We start from the raw sequence: 19,304 nt of genomic DNA, 5'->3' as shown, positions 1-19,304 counted from the left end.
GTAGTGCGTGGCCTCGCCGGGCTTCCAGCCGTATTCGGACAGATAGTGGGCCACGCTGCCGATGGCGTCTACCGGGCTGGCGATCAGGTCGACGCGGCCGTCGCCGTCGAAGTCCACCGCGTGCTGGCGCCAGCTGCCGGGCATGAACTGCGGCCAGCCGAGGGCGCCGGCATAGCTGCCGCGCACCTCGGCGGCGTCCAGGCCGTTCTCGCGGCAGAGCTTGAGGAACTCGGCCAGCTCGTTGCGAAAGAAGGCCTGGCGGTCGGCCGCGCGCGGGTGTTCGGTGGGGAAGTCGAAGGCCAGCGTGGCGAGGGCGTCCAGCACCTTGAAGCCACCGGTGATGCGGCCATAGAAGGTCTCGACGCCGACGATGCCGACGATGACCTCGGCGGGCACGCCATAGGTGCTTTCGGCGCGTGCCAGCGCGGCCTCGTGCTCGGCCCAGAAGGCCACGCCGGCCTCCAGCCGCCGGGGCTCGATGAAGCGGTCCCGGTAGGCCGTCCAGTTCTTGGCCGTGCCGACGGCGGCGGGCAGGATCAGCTGCCTGACGCGCGGCAGGTCCAGCGCCTGGCCGAGTTGCTCGCGCAGCGCGGCGGCGTCCCAGCCCTGGGCGGTGGCGAGTTCGTCGGCAAAGGCGACGACGGCAGGGCGGTCGCCCAAAGGCTGGGGCGGCGGCGGCGCCGGCTTGGCGTGGTGAGGCTTGGCCTGGGCAGAACATGCCAGCAGCAGGCCGGCCAGCAGGGGCAGATATCGGAGTTTCACGCGCGCAGCATACGGGCCGCCGTGCGGAACTCGCCCCAGGCGGGCGCCGGTGCGCCGGGTGCATAGCGCGAGCGCTCCAGCTTCTCCAGCCACAGTGCCGCCGGCTCGGCCTTCTGGCCATGCAGACGGCGCAGCGCGCGGGCCCAGGCGGCCGGGCTTTCGTGCGCGGGGATGGTGACCCCGCTGCTGGCCAGCAGCGCGGCGATGCGCGCCCGCTGGCGGCTCCAGGCGTCGTGGGGGCGGCTGCTCCAGCGTATCCAGGCGGCGCCGGCCACCGCCAGCACGAGGATGACACCGGCCAGGGCCTGGCCCAGGGCGGTCCAGTCGGTGCGCTCGAAGCCCATGCGCTTGAGCAGGTCGAACTGGTTGTCCCGCGAGTAGTTCAGCACCAGTTGCTGCCAGCGGTTGTTGACCGTCTCCCAGCCACTGCGCAGCGCCCGCCACAGCGTCGGGTTGAACTGGCCGAGCACGCCGGGCTCAGGGCGCAGGGCCAGGCCCTGGATGACGCGGTTGGGCGCCACGGCGGCGGTCGGGTCGCTGCGCACCCAGCCGCGACCTTCGACCCAGAACTCGGCCCAGGCATGTGCGTTGGCGTTGCGCACGACGTAGTAACCATCCTGGGGTTCACCGTCCCAGCCCTGGAAGCCCGTCACGATGCGGGCCGGCACGCCCATGGCGCGCATGACGACGACGAAGGCCGAGGCAAAGTGCTCGCAGAAGCCCAGGCGCCGGTCGAACCAGAACTCGTCGATGAGGTCGGGCGAGGTCTCGCCGTAGCGGCCAGGTGTCAGCGTGTAGGTGAAGTCCTGGGTGCGGATGTGCTCCAGCAGGGCCGCGGCCAGGGCCTCGGCGCGCGGGCCCGGCGCCAGGCCGGCGAAGCGTTGGTCGCCCGCCAGCAGCTCGGCCCAGGTACGTGTGCGCGGGTTCAGGCCGTTGGGAAGATCGAGGTCGGTGGACTGGTGGATGCGGTTGCGGCGTTCGCCGGCCCGCCAGGCCGCATGGGCGCTGGTCGACAGCCTCAGCCTCTCGGTGATGGGGCGCGGCGACACCCATTGCAGCTCGGGCCCGCGCGTGACGACCAGGTCGGTCAGCGCCAGTTCGCTGCCCGCGGCGCCGGGGCTCATCTCCAGCAGCGGCAGCACCGAGATGCGCAGGGGCTCCAGCGTCATCTCGTAGCGCAGCGCCGGGCCGCTCGTGGTCAGGTCGTCGCGGCCACGCAGCCAGGTCTGGCTGGAGCGGGTGTCCGGCACGCGCCAGGTCTTGCCATCGAAGCGGGTCAGCACGGGGCCGCGGAAATAGCGCTGGTCGGGCGGCGGCAGCGGGCCTTCGAACTTCAGCCGCATCGCGATGCTCTCGTCGTTGGCGATCTCGTTCATCGCGCCGAACTCGAGCTGGTTGGACAGGCCGGTCTTGCCGATGGCCTCGGTCGGTACGCCCCACAGCGGCGCGATGCGCGGGAACAGCACGAACAGCAGCACCATGACGGGCAGGCCCAGGGCCGTCGTGCCGGCGGCGCGGCGGGCGGCGATGGCGATGCTGGGCACGCCCGTGGGCATCTGGGCCAGCACGACGGCCGCCAGCAGCCCCCACAGCGAGACCAGCGACCACACCGCCATCAGCAGCGACTGCGAGTACAGGAACTGCGTCAGCACCAGGAAGAAGCCGAGGAAGAAGACGACGAAGGCGTCGCGGCGGGCGCGCAGCTCCATGGTCTTCAGCGCCATCAGCATGACCAGCAGCGTGATGCCGGCCTCGCGGCCGATCAGCGTGCGAAAGGTCAGCCAGGTCAGGCCCGTGTAGAGGGCGATGACGGCGGCCAGCCACCAGCGCCCGGGCAAAGGCCGCTGGCGCCAGGACAGTTGGGCGCGCCAGCACAGCACGATGGCCGTCAGCGCGCTGCTCCACCAGGGCAGGTGATCGACATGCGGCGCGATGACGGCCGCGATGACGCCGAGCAGGAAAAAGCTGTCGCGCGTGTCGCGCGGCAGGCGGTTCCACCAAGCCGTCAGACCATTCATGCGCCGAACCCCGCGAGTGCTTCCAGGCAGGCCTGGCGGTGGGCCGCGCCCAGCGACGGCGCGACCTCCTTGCCACCCAGGCGCAGGCCATACGGCTGCCCCAAGCGCTCGGCGGCCAGCACCCAGGCGGCCAGTCGCGATAGCCGGGCCTCGGTGTCGCGGCCATGGGTGTCGCGCCAATCCAGCCACAGGTCCTGGGCCAGCGGCGCCTCGGTCTCGCGTACCCACAGCGGCAGGCCCTGGTCCAGGGCCAGCGCCGACTTGCGCCACAGGATCTGCTTCATGGAGTCGCCGCGGCGGTAGCTGCGCACGCCGGAAAAGTCGGTGCCGCTGGAGGACTGGCGGGTCGACGCGGCCTCGCCGGCGCCGGCCTCGGCCTGCGTGGGGAAGGGCGCCAGCACCTCCTCGGGGCGCGGGTAGACCCAGACCCTGCTGGCCGGCCGCCAGTAGCTCCAGGCGCGAAAGAAGCCGAGGGGGAAGCGCGTCGTGACGACGAGGCGGGGCAGCTCGCGCAGGCCGCGTTTGTCGGCCGGCAGGCGCAGCTTCAGCACCGCATGGCCCAGGGCCGGCACGTCGATCCAGGCAGGCTCGGTGGCGCCGCTGTCGAGCTGGGCGCTGACGGCAATGCCGAAGCGGGCGCTGCCCGGGTTGTGCAGGCGCAGCTCCAGTGGGTATTCGTCACCGGCATGCGCGCCCTCGGGGGCCTTCAGGTCCATCTGCAGGCCGCGCAGGTTGGCGTGCGTCGTGTGCATGGACGCCAGACCCGCGCCGGTCAGCGCGAAGGTCAGCGCATAGCCCAGGCTCAGCTGTTCGTTGATGCTGGCCAGCAGCAGCACGCCCAGCGTGCCGCAGAAGGCCACGCCGGCCCAGGTGGGCACGATGTAGACATTGCGCTGCGTCGTCTGGTGGGTGTCGGCCGGGGCTTGGCGGGCCTGCCACCAGAGTTGCCAGCGGTTTCTAAGGGCTTGGAGAGCGGCCATGGGCAGAAGAATACGTGGCCTGGGGCGGCCCGCGAGGCTCGCTCCAGGCCGCCCGCTTCTGCTAGGTCAGCCCACGCAACTCCCGCAGCGCCACCGACAGCATGGCCGCATCCGGCGCCGGCACCGCGCGCAGCTCGCCGAGCAGTTGCTCCGCGCGTTCGATGGTGCGGCCGTTGCTGGCCTGCCAGGCCTCGACCAGGGCCGTCGGCGAGTCGTGGTCGCCGCCGTTGGCCAGCACCGCGCCGGTGATGGAGCGCTGCAGGCCCCAGAGGTCGTCCAGCATGGCGCCCTTGGCGAGCATCTGCCAGTGCTGGTCGCCGGGCAGGGCGGTGATCTTGTCGCGCAGCCAGGGCATGCCCAGCCGGTTGGCCAGGTCGAAGTAGATGGCCGCCACCAGCTCCACTGGCCAGCGCGCGCCGCCGGCGATCTCGGCGATGTCCAGCGTCGCGTACAGCGTGCCGAAGGTGACGACCCGTTCGGCCAGTTCGCGCGGCACGCCGCCCGCGATGTAGAGGGCTGCCGCGGCGTCCACACGGGCCCGCTCGTCGGCGTCGAGCAACTGCGGCAGGCGCGCTGCAAGCTTGGTCACGTTGGACGTGAAGTGCTCGATCGTGGCGCCCATGTCGTCGACCAGCCGGTTCGAGCGCAGGAACCACTTGGTGCCGCGTTCGAGCTGGCGGCTGGTGTCGATCAGCATGCGCGACTGCATCTCGTCTGCCACCTTGTTGTCCAGGGCCTCGATGCTCTGCCACAGGCTCACCATGCCGAAGATCTCGCGGCTCAGCAGGTAGGCGCGCACGATCTCGAAGGCGCGGGCACCGGTGGTCTCGAGCAGGCGGTGCACGAAGGTGCTGCCCACGCGGTTGATCATGCTGTTGGTGACGTGCGTTGCGATGATCTCGCGCTTGAGCGGGTGGCGCTGCATATAGCCGCTGAACTTGTCCTGCAGCAGCGCCGGGAAGTAGCGCACCAGCGCGGTCGATACCCAGGGGTCGTCGGGCAGCGTCGAGCCGAGCAGCTCGTCGTAGAGCCAGATCTTGCTGTAGGCCAGCAGCACGGCGCGCTCGGGGCCGGTCAGGCCCTGGCCCATGCCGCGCCGGTCGGCGATCTCCTCGTTGGACGGCAGGTATTCGATGGCGCGGTCGAGCCGGTCGGCCTTCTCCAGGTACTGCATGAAGCGCGCCTGCGCGTCCATCAGCTGCGGCGCCATGTGGCTGGTGACCGAGAGCACCTGGGTCTGGAAGACGTTGTCGCGCAGCACCAGCGCGGCGACGTCGTCGGTCATCTGCGGCAGCAGCGTGTTGCGCTGCTTTTCGGTCAGCTCGCCCTCGCTGACGGCCAGGCCGAGCAGGATCTTGATGTTGACTTCATGGTCCGACGTGTCGACGCCGGCCGAGTTGTCGATCGCGTCGGTGTTGATGCGCCCGCCGGCGAGCGCGAACTCGATGCGGCCGCGCTGGGTGCAGCCCAGGTTGCCGCCCTCGGCGAACACCTTGCAGCGCAGCTCGCCGCCGTTGACGCGCAGAGCATCGTTGGCGCGGTCGCCCACCTGGGCGTGGCTTTCGCTCGCGGCCTTCACATAGGTGCCGATGCCGCCGTTGTAGATCAGGTCGACCGGCGCCTTCAGGATGGCGTTGACCAGCTCGGTCGGCGTCATCGCGTCGGCGGTGATGCCCAAGGCAGCTTTCACCTCGGGCGTGATGGCGATGGACTTGGCGCTGCGCGCATGCACGCCGCCGCCGGCCGAGATCAGCGCCGTGTCGTAGTCGGCCCAGCTTGAGCGCGGCAGCTTGAACATGCGCTCGCGCTCGACGAAGGACGCCTCGGCTTGCGGGCTCGGGTCCAGGAAGATGTGGCGGTGGTCGAAAGCTGCCACCAGGCGGATGTGGCGCGACAGCAGCATGCCGTTGCCGAACACGTCGCCCGACATGTCGCCGACGCCCGCCACCGTGAATTCGGTCGTCTGGGTGTCCACGCCCATCTCGCGGAAGTGGCGCTTGACGGATTCCCAGGCGCCGCGCGCGGTGATGCCCATGGCCTTGTGGTCGTAGCCCACCGAGCCGCCGGACGCGAAGGCGTCGCCCAGCCAGAAGCCGTACTCCTTGCTGATGCCGTTGGCGTAGTCCGAGAAGGTGGCGGTGCCCYTGTCGGCGGCGACGACGAGGTAGGGGTCGTCCTGGTCGTAGCGGCGCACGTTGGGCGGGGGCACGATCTTGTCGCCGACGCGGTTGTCGGTGATGTCCAGCAGGCCGCGCAGATAGTTCTGGTAGCAGGCCACGCCTTCCTTCATGAAGGCCTCGCGGTCGCTGGCCGGCGGCGCCTTCTTCAGCACGAAGCCGCCCTTGGAGCCGACCGGCACGATGACGATGTTCTTCACCATCTGCGCCTTCACCAGGCCCAGCACCTCGGTGCGGAAGTCCTCCGGCCGGTCCGACCAGCGCAAGCCTCCGCGCGCCACCCGGCCGCCGCGCAGGTGTACGCCTTCGAAGCGGGGCGAGTAGACGAAGATCTCGAACATCGGCTTCGGAGCCGGCAGGCCAGGCACCTTGGACGAGTCGAACTTGAACGACAGGAAGCTGCGCCGCTGGCCCGCGGCGTCGCGGGTCCAGAAGTTGGTGCGCGTCGTGGCCAGCATCAGCGCCAGGTATTGGCGCAGCACGCGGTCCTCGGACAGGTTGCTGACCTGCTCCAGCGCCGCCGTGATGGCCTTGACCTGCTCCGCGGCCTGGGCCTCGCTGGCGGCACCGCCGGCCGGGTCGAAGCGCAGCTCGAAGAGCCGGGCGAGCTGGGCGGCGATGGGGGCATGCGCGGCCAGCGTCGCCTCGATGAAGGACTGCGACAGCGCAAAGCCGATCTGCCGCATGTATTTGGCATAGGCGCGCAGCACGACGATCTGCTCGGCCGTCAGGCGCGCCGCGACGACGAGGCGGTTGAAGTCGTCGTCCTCGACGTCGCCGCGCAGCACGGCGGCGAAGGCGTTCTCGAACACCTGGTGCAAGGCGGCCACCTCGACCTCGGCGTCGGCGCTGCCCATCAGCCCGAAGTCATGGATCCAGATCGGCGCCGAGTCCTGCGGCGAGATGCGGTAGGGGTGCTCGTCCAGCACCTTCATGCCCATGTGCTCCAGCATCGGCAGGCTGGCCGACAGCGTCAGCGGCTCACCGCGGCGCAGCAGTTTGAAGCGCAGATGGCCGGGGGGCGCTTCCAGCGGCCGGTAGAGAGTCATGCCCATCGGCTCGGTGTCGCTGAGCCGGGTCATCAACTCGACGTCGGGCACGGCCGCGCGGGCTTCGAACTCCTCGCGGTAGGACGCCGGGAAGGCCGTGCCGAACTGGCGCAGCAGCTGGATGCCGCGGGCCTCGCCGGTCGCGTCGATCAGCGCCGCCTTCAGGTCGTCGTCCCAGCGCCGCGCGGCCGAGACCAGGCGGGCTTCCAGTTCGCGCACGTCGAAGTCCGGGATGCGGCCCGGCTGGGTGCGCACCGTCATCTGGATGCGCGCCAGCACCGATTCCGACAGGTGCACATTGAACTCCGAGCCGCTGCCGTTGAAGGCCTGCAGCAGGATGGACTGCCACTTCTGGCGCAGTTCGGTCGTGTAGTGCTCGCGCGGCGCATAGATCAGGCAGGACATGAAGCGCTGGAAGGGGTCGCGCCGCACGAACAGGCGGAAGCGCTGGCGCTCGCCCAGGTGCAGGATGCCGACCGACGTCTGCAGCAGTTCATCGTTGCTGGTCTGGAACAGTTCGTCGCGCGGATAGGTCTCGAGGATGTTGATCAAGGCCTTGCCGGCATGCCCTCCCGGCGGCAGGCCGGCGCGCGCCACCACATCGGCCACCTTGCGCCGCAGCAGCGGGATGTCGGCCGGGTTGGCGCTGTAGGCGGTGGAGGTGAACAGGCCCAGGAAGCGCTCCTCCCCGCAGACCTTGCCGGCGGCGTCGAAACGCTTGACGGCCACGTAGTCCAGATAGCCCGGCCGGTGCACCGTGGAGCGCGCGGTCGATTTGGTCACCACCAGCAGCTCGGGCCGGCGCACCTGCGCGCGCACCTCGGCCGGCAGCGCGGCGAAGGCGGCCACCGCGTCGAGGGAGGCCGCGTCGCGCAGGATGCCCAGGCTGGAGTCGGGCACGACCGTCAGTACGTCCTGCCCGTCGACGCTGGCGAGGCCGTGGCGGCGGTATCCCAGGAAGGTGAAATGGTTGTCACCCAGCCAGCGCAGGAAATCCAGCCCCTCGGACAGCTCCTCGGCGGCGAGCGGCGGCGCCTGGCTTTGCAGCTCGTCGACGATGTCCTGCATGCGCTGGCGCATGGCGCGCCAGCCGACCACCGCCGAGCGCACGTCGTCCAGCACGCGGCCCACGTCGGCCGCCAGCGCCTCGAGCCGGGCCGGCTCGGGAATGCGGTCCACCTCGACGTGGATGAAGGACTCATGCACGCCGTCGGCGGCCAGCCCCTGCAGCGTGCCGTCGCCGTCGCGGCTCACCGCCATCAGCGGATGGATGATCAGGTGCAGCGTCAGCCCGTGGCGGTTGACTTCCATCGTCACCGAGTCGACCAGGAAGGGCATGTCGTCGTTGACGATCTCGATGACGGTGTGGGTCGATTGCCAGCCGTGCTCGGCAATCGTCGGGTTGAACACCCGAACCCGTGCATGGCCCGGCTCGCGCTTGCGGGCAAAGCTCCAGTGCGACACCGCCGCGCCGTACAGGTCGGCCACCTGCCGCTCGGCCAGCTCCTCCGGGTCGACCTGGCCGAAGTACTTCTGCACGAAGTCCGCCAGCACCTCGCGCTGGTCGGGGCTGGTCTTGCCCCGTACCAGCTTGAGGACTTCGTCCATGCGCTCGGCCCGCGGGCCGGTGGGGTGGGTTTGCGCCAGCATGCTTGTCGTCTCCTGTCGGGTCATTGAACCCGCCCACACGTGGCCTCGGCGGGTCACTGTGTCGGCGGTGCCTGCCGCTTCATCGGGATCAAGTCATCGGGCACGGTGGCGCGTCGACGGCGCCGTGACCGGGCAGGGCATGCCGTAGATTACGCCTGCGCCGGGCGTGCAGGAGAGAAGGGGGCGCTCAGAATGGCGCAGGCGCAGGCGCATCGCTGGCCGACGGCGGCGCGGACTGCGATTGCAAGCGAAGCGCCGCCAGCTCCTGCCGCAAGGCCGCGTTCTCGGCCTCCAGCGCGGCGACACACTGGCGCAGCGTCTCCATCGTCTGCTCCGGTGCCGGGGTGTCGGCTGCATCCGGCGCCGGCTCGGCCGCGGGCGGCCTGCGCTTGGCCTCGCGCACCCGCTTGGCTGCCTGCCTGAGCTCCTGCGCACCCGCGGCCGCGGCGGCCGCCTGTTCCTCGGCGGGCAGCGTGGCGACGGCCGCGGCCGCATTGATCGAGATCGCGCCGGTCTTCACCGCGGCGACCACCTCGGGCGCGGCCTGCTTCTGGATCTTCTCGATCATCACCACCTGGTTGCTGCTCAGCCGTGCCGCCTTGGCCAGGGCCTCGCGCGTTTCAAGCGCCGTGGCGTCCGGCGCCTGAGGTGGAGCCTCGGCCACCGGCAGCGCAGCCGCCACGGCCGCGCTGCGTGCGCGCCGCCCGGCGACGATCTCGCGCTTGCGCAGCGCCAGCACGCCGCGCTGGAAGTCCGAGATGCTGCGCCGGCCCAGGTGCTGGTCGATCATCCACAGGTGCACGTCCTCCATGGACTTGAAGCGCGTGTTCTGCACCGTCTGGAAGGGCAGGCCATGCTTGCTGCAGATGCCGTAGCGGTTGTGCCCGTCCACCAGCACATCGCCCCACAGCACCAGCGCATCACGGCAGCCTTCGGCCAGGATGCTGCGCTCCAGCGCCTCGTGCTCCTCCGCCGTCAATGGGTCGATGTAGGCTTTGAGTTCTTCGTTGACGACGATGTCCATGGGGGAGCGGGGCGGAGCGGGCGGGCTGAAAGGGGGCGAATTCTAGAGAGTGCCGCATCGCCGGCACCCGCGCAGGCTGGCAAGCTGCCTCGCCCGCGGCCGCGGATGTCGCAAAGGCGGTAGATGCTTGGTTACGGTCGGGCTGGCCCTAGGCGCGCGGCGCTACCATGGCCACAACGACGAGTTGGCTTGCGCAAGCCTTGACTTGAATGGTGAATCTTCCGGCTCATTCCCTCGCGTCGCTGCTGCTGCTGAGTTGCATGCCGTTGCTGGCCCAGGCCGAATGCTCGCGCGCTTTGCGGGTGCCCGTGGCGCCCATCGGCCTTGCCGTCACGGTCAATGACGGCGAGGTGGGTGGCATCTATCCCGATCTGCTGCGCGCCGAGATCGCAAAGACGGGTTGCACGATTGAATTCCAGGTCGTGCCGCGCTCACGCCAGGAGATGCTGTTCGAGACCGGCCAGGCGGACATGCTGCTGCCGGCCCGGCGCTCGGCGCGCCGCGACGCGCATGGCAGCTTCGTGCCCATGATCCGCAGCCGTGCCGTGCTGCTGTCCCTGCGGTCGCGCCAGCTGCCGGCGCACAGCGTGGCTGAGTTGCTGGAGCATCGCGAACTGCGGGTGGCCGTGGTGCGTGGCTACGACTATGACGGGCGCTACCAGTCCCTGGTCAAACAGCTCGCGGCGGAGGGCCGGTTGGTGGAGTCTGCCGACCCCTTGTCATTGGCGCGCGCGCTCGACGCCGGCATCGCCGACGTGGCGGTGATCACGCCCACGGCGGTCACGGGCGCACTGCGGGCGAATCGCAAGCTGAGCGCCTGGATCGACCGCCTGCATGCCGAACCCGTGGATGAACTGGCCTGGGGCGAGAGCGGCGCCTATGTGAGCCGCAGTTCGTCGCTGAGCGACGCTGACCGCAAGCTGGCGCTGGAGATGCTGGAGCGCATCGGCCGGTCCGGCGCCGCCTGGCGCGCCTTCCAGCACTACCACCCCGACGGCAACCTCAGCGATTCGGTACGGCCGCGCTAGCGGCCTTTGGAGCCCTTGATAATCAAGGTGCCCCCGCTTGTTCGAGATGCCTGGCTTTCATCATGGATAAATTCTTGCTGCAGCAGCAGGTGCTGGAACGGCTCGCCGAAGACCTGCTGCAAGCCGAACAGGCAGCGCGGGCGGCGCATGAAACGGCGACTCACGAAGAAAACATCGCCGAAAACAAATACGACACATTGGGTCTCGAAGCCGCCTACCTGGCGACCGGCCAAGCGCGTCGCGCCGAAGCCATCCGCCAGGCGATGGCCAATTGGCGCCAATTCCGCCCACGCGCCTACGACGCCAGCAAAGGTATACAGCTCGGCGCGCTGGTCTGCCTGGTCGATTCCGACGACAGGCAGCAACAGCTATTTCTCGGCCCGGATGGTGGCAGCATGAAGTTGGTCAGCGGCGCTCACATCGTTCAGGTCATCAGCAGCGAAGCCCCGTTGAGCAGGGCCATGCTGGGTAAGCGCGAGGGTGATGAGGTGTCGATACAGGTCGCTCCCATCCGACAGCAGTTTGAGGTGCTGCGGGTTTGTTGAGCCGCGGCCAAGTTCACGCCGAATTGCCCATGCGCGCATCGACGCTGACACCGCACGCACCGTTCGCCCCCTCAAGTCCACAGTTGCCGCGGCTCTACACCTTTCGCCGCTGCCCCTACGCGATGCGCGCACGGATGGCGCTGCTGCAAGCCGGGCGGGTCTTCGAGGCGATGGAGGTCAGCTTGCGCGACAAGCCAGCGAGCCTGCTGGCCTTGTCTCCCAAGGCGACGGTACCCGTGTTGCAGTTGCCCGATGGCAGCGTGATCGAGGAGAGTTGGGACATCATGCGCTGGGCACTGGCTGCGCCCGATGCGCAGGGCTGGTGGGCGCGGGCGCAGTCGCCTGCGAACCTTGACCTGGTACTGCGAAACGATGGCGACTTCAAGCATCACCTGGACCGCTGGAAGTACCCCCAGCGCTACGCGGGTGAGACCCTCACGCCAGACGCACACCGCGACAGCGCGCTGGATGTGCTGCTGCGACCGCTGGAGGCACGGCTGCACAGCGCGCCCTACCTGGGCGGCGCCACGCCATGCGCCACTGACTTGGCAGTGATGCCCTTCGTCCGCCAGTTCGCCTCGGTGGATCCGGGATGGTTTGCAACGCTGGACTTGCCGGCGGTAAGGTCCTGGCTGAACGGCTGGCTCGTCAACCCGCTATTCGCTGCTTGCATGGTCAAGTTGCCCGCGGAAGGTGCGAATCGCTTTCCGCCGCTCTGACGTCAGCCCAACGCTCTATCCAGGTGTGTGTAGCCGCCATCGACAAACACCCATTGCCCCGTCGTGTGACCGGCCCGGTCCGACAGCAGGAAAACCATTGGCGATAGAGCGGCGTCATGACCTCGGCCGGCACCGCCGCCGGTGACGAGGATGACCTTGCCTTGCAGCCCGAGATCCATGTTCAGCCTCGAAAGCGGTACTGCTCCAGCGACGCTGGCTTCATCGTGATCGAGAAGCCGGGCGCCTCGGGCGGCAGATAGGCCGCGCCGCGCACGACGCAGGGGTCGACGAAGTGCTCGTGCAGATGGTCCACGTACTCGATGACGCGGCCGTCGCGGGTGCCGGCGATGCAGGCGTAGTCGATCATGGACAGGTGCTGCACATACTCGCACAGGCCTACGCCGCCGGCATGCGGGCAGACGGGCAGGCCCAGCTTGGCGGCCATCAGCATGACGGCCAGGATCTCGTTGACGCCGCCCAGGCGGCAGCTGTCGATCTGCACCACGTCGATGGCGCCGCGCATCATGAACTGCTTGAACAGGATGCGGTTCTGGCACATCTCGCCGGTGGCGACCTGCATGGGCGCAATGGCCTGCCGGATGGCTCGGTGGCCTTCGACATCGTCGGGGCTGGTCGGCTCCTCGATGAACCAGGGTTTGGCAAACGCCAGGTCCTTCAACCAATCGATGGCCACGGGCACGTCCCAGACCTGGTTGGCGTCGATCATCAGCTTGCGGTCCGGCCCCAGCACCTCGCGGGCGATGCGCAGACGGCGGATGTCGTCCTCGCGGTCGCGGCCCACCTTGAGCTTGACGTGGTTGAAGCCGGCATCCACGGCCTGCTGGCACAGCCGCCGCAGCTTGTCGTCCGGGTAGCCCAGCCAGCCGGCGGACGTCGTGTAGCAGGGGTAGCCCTCGCGTTGCAGCGTCGACAGGCGTTCGGCCTTGCCCTCGGCGGCGCGGGTCAGCAAGTCGAGCGCTTCATCCGGCGTGATGCAGTCGGTGATGTAGCGGAAGTCGATGCAGCGCACCAGCTCGGCCGGGCTCATGTCGGCCACCAGCCGCCATACCGGCTTGCCCTCGGCCTTGGCCCACAGGTCCCACACGGCGTTGACGACGGCGCCGGTGGCGAGGTGGATGGCGCCCTTGTCGGGGCCTATCCAGCGCAGCTGGCTGTCCGACGTGACATGGCGCCAGAAGCGGCCCATGTCGGCGGCGATCCAGTCCAGCTCCAGGCCGCCGACGAGATGTCGCATGGCCTCGATGGCGGCACAGCAGATGTCGTTGCCGCGGCCGATGGTGAAGGTCAGGCCATGGCCTTCCAGCCCGGGCTGGTCGGTCTCCAGGATGACATAGGCGGCCGAGTAGTCCGGGTCGGGGTTCATCGCGTCCGAGCCGTCGAGGTGCTGGGACGTGGGGAAGCGCACGTCCACCGTGCGCAGGCTGGTGATGCGTGTCATGGTCAGGCGGCGACTGTCTTCTGTGTCTGCACGCCCAGGCCCTGGATGCCCAGGCGCATGGTCTGGCCGGGCTTCAGGTAGAGCGGCGGCTTCTGGCCCAGGCCCACACCGGGCGGCGTGCCGGTGGAGATGACGTCGCCGGGTTGCAGGCTCATGAATTTGCTGAGGTAGCTGACGATCTGCGCGACGTTGAAGACCATGGTGCGCGTGTTGCCGTTCTGGAAGCGCCGGCCGTCGATCTCCAGCCAGAGATCGAGCTGCTGCGGGTCGGCCACCTCGTCGGCCGTGACCAGCCAGGGGCCGATGGGGCCGAAGGTGTCGCAGCCCTTGCCCTTGTCCCATTGCGTGCCGCGCTCCAGCTGCCATTCACGCTCGGACACGTCGTTGACGACGCAGTAGCCGGCCACATGCTTCATCGCGTCGGCCTCCTCGATGTAGCGGCCGCCTTCGCCGATGACGACGCCCAGCTCCACCTCCCAGTCCGTCTTGACCGAACCGCGCGGGATCTGCACGTTGTCGTCGGGGCCGCAGATGGCGCTGGTCCATTTGGCGAAGACGACCGGCTCGGTCGGCACGGGCAGGCCCGACTCGGCGGCGTGGTCGGCGTAGTTCAGGCCGATGCAGATGAATTTACCGACGCGGCCGACGCAGGGGCCGACGCGCAGGTCTAGTTGGGGCGTGCCTTCGACCAGCGGCAATGTGCTCGGGTCGATGCCGCTCAGCCTGGCAATGCCGGCGGGTGTCAGCGTGTCGCCGGCCACGTCGTCGACGAGGGCGGATAGGTCGCGCACGCGGCCGTCAGCGTCGAGCAGGCCGGGGCGTTCTTGGCCCGAGGGGCCGTAGCGGAGGAGTTTCATGGTCGTTCCTTAGTCGTAGAGGACGGCGGCGATCTTGGGATCGCGCAGGTTGGTCTTGTCGTACCAGTAGTAGCCGGTATCGAGGGTCTTGGGCAGGGCTTCGCCCTTGAGCGCCTTCACGGCGGCCTCGACGGTGCGGTAGCCGATGCCGACGGGGTTCTGCGTGATGGCGCCGGCCAGGGCGCCGCTGGCGATGGCGTCCTTCTGCTGCTTGCCGGAGTCGAAGCCGACGACGGTGACACCGCTGCGCTTCATCTCACGCACGGCGTTGACGACGCCGATAGCCGAGCCCTCGTTGGTGCCGAACAGCGCCTTCAGCTTGGGGTTGCCCTGAAGGATGGACTTGGCGACCTCGGTGGATTTGAGATGGTCGCCGCCGCCGTACTGCACGGTGACGACGCGCACCTTCGGGTGAGCCGTCTTGAGCCGGTTCACGAAGCCCTCGACGCGTTCGATGCCGGTGCGGCTGGTCTGGTCATGGCCGACGACGGCGACGTCGCCCTCGTCGCCGATGAGCGCCGCGAGCTTGTCGGCGGCCAGGGCCGCAGCCGCGCGGTTGTCGGTGGACGCGGTGGTCAGCGGAATGTCGCTGTCCACGCCCGAGTCGAAGGCGATGACGGGGATCCTGGCCGCCTGGGCCTTGCGCAGCAACGGGATGGCGGCCTTGCTGTCCAGCGCCGCGATGGCGATGGCCTGCGGTTTCTTGGCCAGCGCCGCGGCCAGCATGTCGATCTGCTTGTCCACCATGGCCTCGCTCTCGGGGCCCTCGAAGGTGACGCGCACGTTGAAGTCCCGGGCTGCCTGCTCGGCACCCGCCTTCACGGCCTGCCAGAACTGGTGCTGGAAGCCTTTGGAGATGAGGGGGATGTAGATCGTTGGCTGCTGCGCCTGGGCCGTGGTGGTGGCGAGCAGGGCGGCGGTCAGCAAAAGGCGGCGTCGCATGGGGTTGTCTCGGGTCGGCTTTATTGGGGCTGCTGTTGTGGCGGCGAGGCGGTGAAGGACTTCATCAGATAGATGTGGTCATGGCCGGCCGGCTTGCCGTCGATGAGGTCGCCGGCGCGGGTCTCACCCGACGGCGGCCTGAACATGGGCTTGGCCCCGCAGGTGGGCGGCGGCGGTGCGCTGCCCGCCGGCGCGGTGCTGGAGCAGACCCACGCCGTCCCGCCTTCCACCGCAAGCAGGTCGACATGCACCGTGCCTTCTCCGACGAAGCTGCCCATGGGCGCCATGGCCGGCATCCACGAGGTGGCTTCGCGCCGGCTGTGGAAGTTGCCGCCCAGCACGATCACGCGGGCGTGTCTGCGCATCAGCGCATTCAGCGCCTGGCCGCCCGCCTTCTCGTAGTCGGCCTGGTCGGGGTAGTGCGCGGTCGGCTGGTGGTGGTCCAGCTTCAGCGCGCCGGCGGCCTCCTGGGCCAGCAGCCACTGATGCAGCCGCCACATGGCCTGCGAGGCGCGGCCGTCACGGTTCTTCCAGAACTCGCTGTCGGGTCGGCGCGCTTCCTCAGGCAGCTCCAGCGACACGGCCAGGCTGGACGGTCGCGCGGCGATGGCCTTTTCCACGAGGCATTGCACGAGCTGCGGCACTTCCTCGGTGCCATGCATCTCGCCGAGGTAGAGGTGCTCGAACGACGCCAGCCGCTTGAAGCCGGCGTCGTCGGGGCAGGCGGCAGCCGCGGGGCCGGCCAGGCCCACCAGCAGCGCGAACAGGGGGGGTGGTCTCACGGGGTCAGTCCTTTCCTCGCCGCAGGATGTCGATGTAGACGGCGAGCACGATGATCACGCCCGTCACTGCCGTCTGCCATTCCTGGGGCACATTGAGGATGCGCAGGCCGTTGGCCAGCACGCTCATGATGAAGGCGCCGATCAGCGTGCCCAGCACCGAGCCGCGGCCGCCGGCCAGCGAGGTGCCGCCGATGACGACGGCCGCGATGGCGTCCAGCTCATAGCCCTGGCCGAGTGCCGGTTGCGCCGAGTTCAGCCGCGAGGCGATCAGCAGGCCTGCGATGCCGCAGATGGCACCGCCGACCGCGTAGACGGCCACCTTCCAGCGCTTGACCTGCAGGCCCGACAGGCGCGCGGCCTCCTCGTTGCTGCCGAGGGCAAAGGCATAGCGGCCGAACAGCGTCTGGCCCAGCAGCCAGCTGGCGCCGATGGCGACGGCGAAGAGGATGAGCACGGAGTTGGGAATCGGCAGTGCGGGCAGCACGCTGCCCAGCAGCGAATCCTGTGCGATCGCGTCAAAGCCCGGCGTATCCAGGAAGTAGATGGGCTTGCTGCCCGAGATGACGAGGGCCAGGCCCTTGAGCAGCATCATCATGCCCAGCGTGGCGATGAAGGGCGGCACGCGCAGTTGCGCGACCAGCCAGCCGGACAGGCCACCACACGCGGCGCCGCAGGCGATGGCCGCAAGGATGCCCAGCGGCAGCGGCATGCCCCAGTTCGTCAGCACGACGCCGGTGACGACGGCGCAGAAGGTCATCAGGCAGCCCACCGACAGGTCGATGCCGCCGCTGACGATGACCAGGGTGCAGGCGATGGCCAGCACGCCGTTGACGGCCGTGGCCTGCAGGATGCTGACGAGGTTGTCGGTCTGCAGGAAATTGTCCGACGCGATGCTGAAGACGAGCATCAGCATGACAAGGCCGGCGAAGGCGAGCAGCCTTTGCAGCGCGGCAGGCGAAAAGGGCAGGCGGGTCATGCGGCTTGTCTTGTCGTGGCCAGCGCCATCAGCGCTTCCTGGGTGGCGCCGGCCGCGCTCAGTTCGCCGTTGATGCGGCCCTCGCACATGACGAGGATGCGGTGGGCCAGACCCAGCAGCTCGGGCAGCTCGGAGGAGATGACGATCAGGCTCTTGCCCACCGCGGCCAGTTCGCGCAGCAGGCGGTGGATCTCGGCCTTGGCACCGACGTCGATGCCGCGCGTGGGCTCGTCGACGATGAGGATGTCGCAGTCGCGCAGCAGCCATTTGGCGAGCGCAATCTTCTGCTGGTTGCCGCCGGACAGCCGCGCGACGGTCTGGCCGAGCGACGGTGTCTTGATACCCAGGCGCTGCACGAAGTCCTGCGCGGCGGCTTCGGTCCTGCGGCGGTCGATCTGGCCCAGCTTGCCGGTGAAGCGGGCCAGGCTGGGCAGCAGCAGGTTGGCTTCCACGTCCAGCCCGGTCGCCAGGCCCAGGCCCTTGCGGTCTTCGGACAGGTAGGCGATGCCGAACCGCACCGCGTCGGCGGGGCTGCGGATGTCGGCCGGCTTGCCGTGCACGAACAGCTCGCCACCGTGACGGCGGTCCGCGCCGAAGACGAGGCGGGCCAGCTCCGTGCGGCCGGCGCCCATCAGGCCGGCGAGACCCAGGATCTCGCCACGGCGCAGCGTGAAGGACGCGTCCCGCACGGCGCGGCCGCGGCTCAGGTGTCGGGCTTCCAGCACGACCGGCGCGGCGCTCAGGTCTGGCGCCGCGTGCGCCGCCTGCTGCAACGGGCGGCCCACCATCAGATGGATCAACTCGCCCATGTCCGCGCCGGCCATGGCCAGCGTCGCGATGCGCCGGCCGTCGCGCAGCACCGTCACGCGGTCGGCGATGCGCTGCAGCTCGTCCATCTTGTGCGAGATGTAGACGATGCCCACGCCGTCGGCGCGCAGCTGGCGCACGACGCGAAACAGTTCCTCCACCTCGGCCGGGTTCAGCGCCGCGGTAGGCTCGTCCATGATGAGGACGCGGGCGTTCAGCGACAGCGCCTTGGCGATCTCGACCATCTGCTGCTGGGCGACGCTCAGGGTGCCCACGGCACGGCGCGGGTCCAGCGCGAGGCCCAGGCGCTCGAAGATCACCTGTGTGTCGGCGAGCTGGCGGGCATGGTCCAGCAGCCAGCCGGCGTGCTTGCGCTCGCGGCCGATGAAGACATTGGCGGCCGCGCTGAGGTCGGGCATCAGCTGCAGCTCCTGGTGAATGAGCGCAATGCCGAGGTCCTGCGCCTCGCGCGGGCTGCTCGGGCGCACGGGCTGGCCGTCAAGCAGCACCTCGCCCGCGTTAGCCCTGTGCACGCCGGCCAGGATCTTCATCAGTGTGGACTTGCCCGCGCCGTTCTCGCCCATCAGCGCGTGGACCTCGCCGGGCTTCACGTCGAAGGAGATGTCTTGCAGCACGGTGACGCCGCCGAAGGCTTTGGACAGCCCACAGGCCTGGAGCAGCGTGCTCTCGCTTCGCTGGTGCGCGTCCACCGGCATCAGATCGTCACACCGCCATCCACGGAAACGGCCTGCCCGGTGATGAAGCGCGAGGCATCGCTGAGCAGGAAGACCACCAGCGGCGCGATGTCGTCCACCGTGGCCAGCCGCCCCATGGGCTGGCGGGCGATGAAGTCCTTCTCGGCCTGCACCGGGTCGGCCGCGGCGGCGATGCGGCCGCGCAGTGACGGCGTGTCCACCGTGCCGGGGCACAGCGCATTGCAGCGCAGGCCCTGCTTGACGAAGTCGGCCGCGACCGACTTGGTCAGGCCGATGACGGCGGCCTTGGTCGTGCAGTAGGCAAAGCGGTTCGGGAAGCCTTTGATCGACGAGGCCATCGACGCCATGTTCAGCACCGCGGCCCCGGCGCCGGTGCGCGCGGCTTCAGCCAGCATGCCGGGCAGGAAGGCGCGCAGCGTGCGCAGCATGCTCTTCACGTTGAGGTCCATGCTGAAGTCCCATGCGGCTTCGTCGCAGTCCAGCACGCTGCCGTGGTGCACAAAGCCGGCACAGTTGAAGAGGCCTTGCAGCGGCGGCAACTCGGCGGCCAGCGCGTTGACGGCGGCCGTGTCGCGCACGTCCAGCCGCGCGGTGCGCAGGCGGGCGCCGGAGCCGGCTTCTGCCACCAGCGTCTGCAGGCTGTCGGTCTGGATGTCGGTCGCGATGACGTCGGCACCCGCCGCCAGGCAGGCCAGCGCACTGGCCCGACCAATGCCCTGGGCGGCGGCGGTGATGAGGACGGTCTTGCCGGCGAGGCTGGCGGATGGAGGCAATGTCAGCGTTGTCACCCGGTCAGTTTAGGGTTTAAGCCCG

15 protein-coding genes and 1 pseudogene are annotated in these 19,304 nt (G+C 69.4%); 3 read left to right on the top strand and 13 right to left on the bottom strand.

Going from position 1 to position 19,304, the window contains the following annotated elements:
- The 5 genes from AC1DW3_RS22620 to AC1DW3_RS22600 all read right to left on the bottom strand — a co-directional run.
- Positions 1-762 (bottom strand): lytic murein transglycosylase (locus tag AC1DW3_RS22620; RefSeq protein ID WP_477935113.1); only part of this gene is annotated, 762 nt, incomplete at its 3' end.
- Entirely contained in the window at positions 759-2,780 is a 2,022-nt protein-coding gene (locus AC1DW3_RS22615; RefSeq protein ID WP_477935111.1) for a transglutaminase TgpA family protein, read from the bottom strand. The genes AC1DW3_RS22620 and AC1DW3_RS22615, both read right to left, overlap by 4 nt.
- On the bottom strand, positions 2,777-3,760 hold the full coding sequence (locus tag AC1DW3_RS22610) for a DUF58 domain-containing protein (protein WP_477935109.1): 984 nt from the start codon (positions 3,758-3,760) through the stop codon (positions 2,777-2,779). The genes AC1DW3_RS22615 and AC1DW3_RS22610 overlap by 4 nt, the downstream gene beginning before the upstream one ends.
- A gap of 61 nt (positions 3,761-3,821) precedes the next feature.
- Positions 3,822-8,636: an NAD-glutamate dehydrogenase gene (locus tag AC1DW3_RS22605; RefSeq protein WP_477935107.1), complete on the bottom strand. Its 4,815-nt coding sequence runs from the start codon at positions 8,634-8,636 to the stop codon at positions 3,822-3,824.
- A gap of 187 nt (positions 8,637-8,823) precedes the next feature.
- Positions 8,824-9,660: a ParB N-terminal domain-containing protein gene (locus AC1DW3_RS22600; RefSeq protein ID WP_477935105.1), complete on the bottom strand. Its 837-nt coding sequence runs from the start codon at positions 9,658-9,660 to the stop codon at positions 8,824-8,826.
- A gap of 209 nt (positions 9,661-9,869) precedes the next feature.
- On the opposite strand from AC1DW3_RS22600, the gene AC1DW3_RS22595 reads away from it, so the two are divergent.
- The 3 genes from AC1DW3_RS22595 to AC1DW3_RS22585 all read left to right on the top strand — a co-directional run bounded on the left by AC1DW3_RS22595 (position 9,870) and on the right by AC1DW3_RS22585 (position 11,952).
- Positions 9,870-10,688, top strand: a complete 819-nt coding sequence (locus AC1DW3_RS22595) for a substrate-binding periplasmic protein (protein WP_477935103.1) — start codon at positions 9,870-9,872, stop codon at positions 10,686-10,688.
- 62 nt (positions 10,689-10,750) lie between these two features.
- Positions 10,751-11,233, top strand: coding sequence for a GreA/GreB family elongation factor (locus tag AC1DW3_RS22590; protein WP_477935101.1), 483 nt, complete (start codon positions 10,751-10,753; stop codon positions 11,231-11,233).
- 29 nt (positions 11,234-11,262) lie between these two features.
- Entirely contained in the window at positions 11,263-11,952 is a 690-nt protein-coding gene (locus AC1DW3_RS22585) for a glutathione S-transferase (protein ID WP_477935099.1), read from the top strand.
- Between the two features lie 2 nt (positions 11,953-11,954).
- Here the strand turns inward: AC1DW3_RS22585 and AC1DW3_RS22580 are convergent.
- The 8 genes and pseudogenes from AC1DW3_RS22580 to AC1DW3_RS22545 form a co-directional block, all read right to left on the bottom strand.
- Positions 11,955-12,047 (bottom strand): annotated as a pseudogene (locus AC1DW3_RS22580) (SDR family oxidoreductase); the annotation flags it as partial.
- Positions 12,048-12,133: 86 nt separating this feature from the next.
- A complete protein-coding gene (locus AC1DW3_RS22575; protein WP_477935097.1) occupies positions 12,134-13,411 on the bottom strand; it encodes an L-fuconate dehydratase in 1,278 nt (425 codons plus the stop codon).
- A 2-nt stretch (positions 13,412-13,413) separates the two neighbouring features.
- On the bottom strand, positions 13,414-14,268 hold the full coding sequence (locus AC1DW3_RS22570; RefSeq protein ID WP_477935095.1) for an ureidoglycolate lyase: 855 nt from the start codon (positions 14,266-14,268) through the stop codon (positions 13,414-13,416).
- 9 nt (positions 14,269-14,277) lie between these two features.
- Positions 14,278-15,210, bottom strand: a complete 933-nt coding sequence (locus AC1DW3_RS22565) for a substrate-binding domain-containing protein (RefSeq protein ID WP_477935093.1) — start codon at positions 15,208-15,210, stop codon at positions 14,278-14,280.
- A gap of 20 nt (positions 15,211-15,230) precedes the next feature.
- Positions 15,231-15,992, bottom strand: a complete 762-nt coding sequence (locus AC1DW3_RS22560) for a hypothetical protein (protein WP_477935091.1) — start codon at positions 15,990-15,992, stop codon at positions 15,231-15,233.
- A 4-nt stretch (positions 15,993-15,996) separates the two neighbouring features.
- The gene (locus AC1DW3_RS22555) at positions 15,997-16,968 is read right to left on the bottom strand and encodes an ABC transporter permease (protein ID WP_477935089.1); all 972 of its coding nucleotides are present in this window, start codon (positions 16,966-16,968) and stop codon (positions 15,997-15,999) included.
- Positions 16,965-18,491 (bottom strand): sugar ABC transporter ATP-binding protein, encoded by a 1,527-nt coding sequence (locus tag AC1DW3_RS22550; RefSeq protein WP_477935087.1) that lies wholly within the window; start codon positions 18,489-18,491, stop codon positions 16,965-16,967. Before AC1DW3_RS22550 ends, AC1DW3_RS22555 begins: the two co-directional genes overlap by 4 nt.
- Positions 18,491-19,279 (bottom strand): SDR family oxidoreductase, encoded by a 789-nt coding sequence (locus AC1DW3_RS22545; protein WP_477935085.1) that lies wholly within the window; start codon positions 19,277-19,279, stop codon positions 18,491-18,493. Before AC1DW3_RS22545 ends, AC1DW3_RS22550 begins: the two co-directional genes overlap by 1 nt.
- Positions 19,280-19,304: the final 25 nt, after the last annotated feature.

This window comes from Roseateles sp. P2_H4 (genome assembly GCF_056403315.1).
This window is presented reverse-complemented; position numbering and strand designations above follow the sequence as displayed.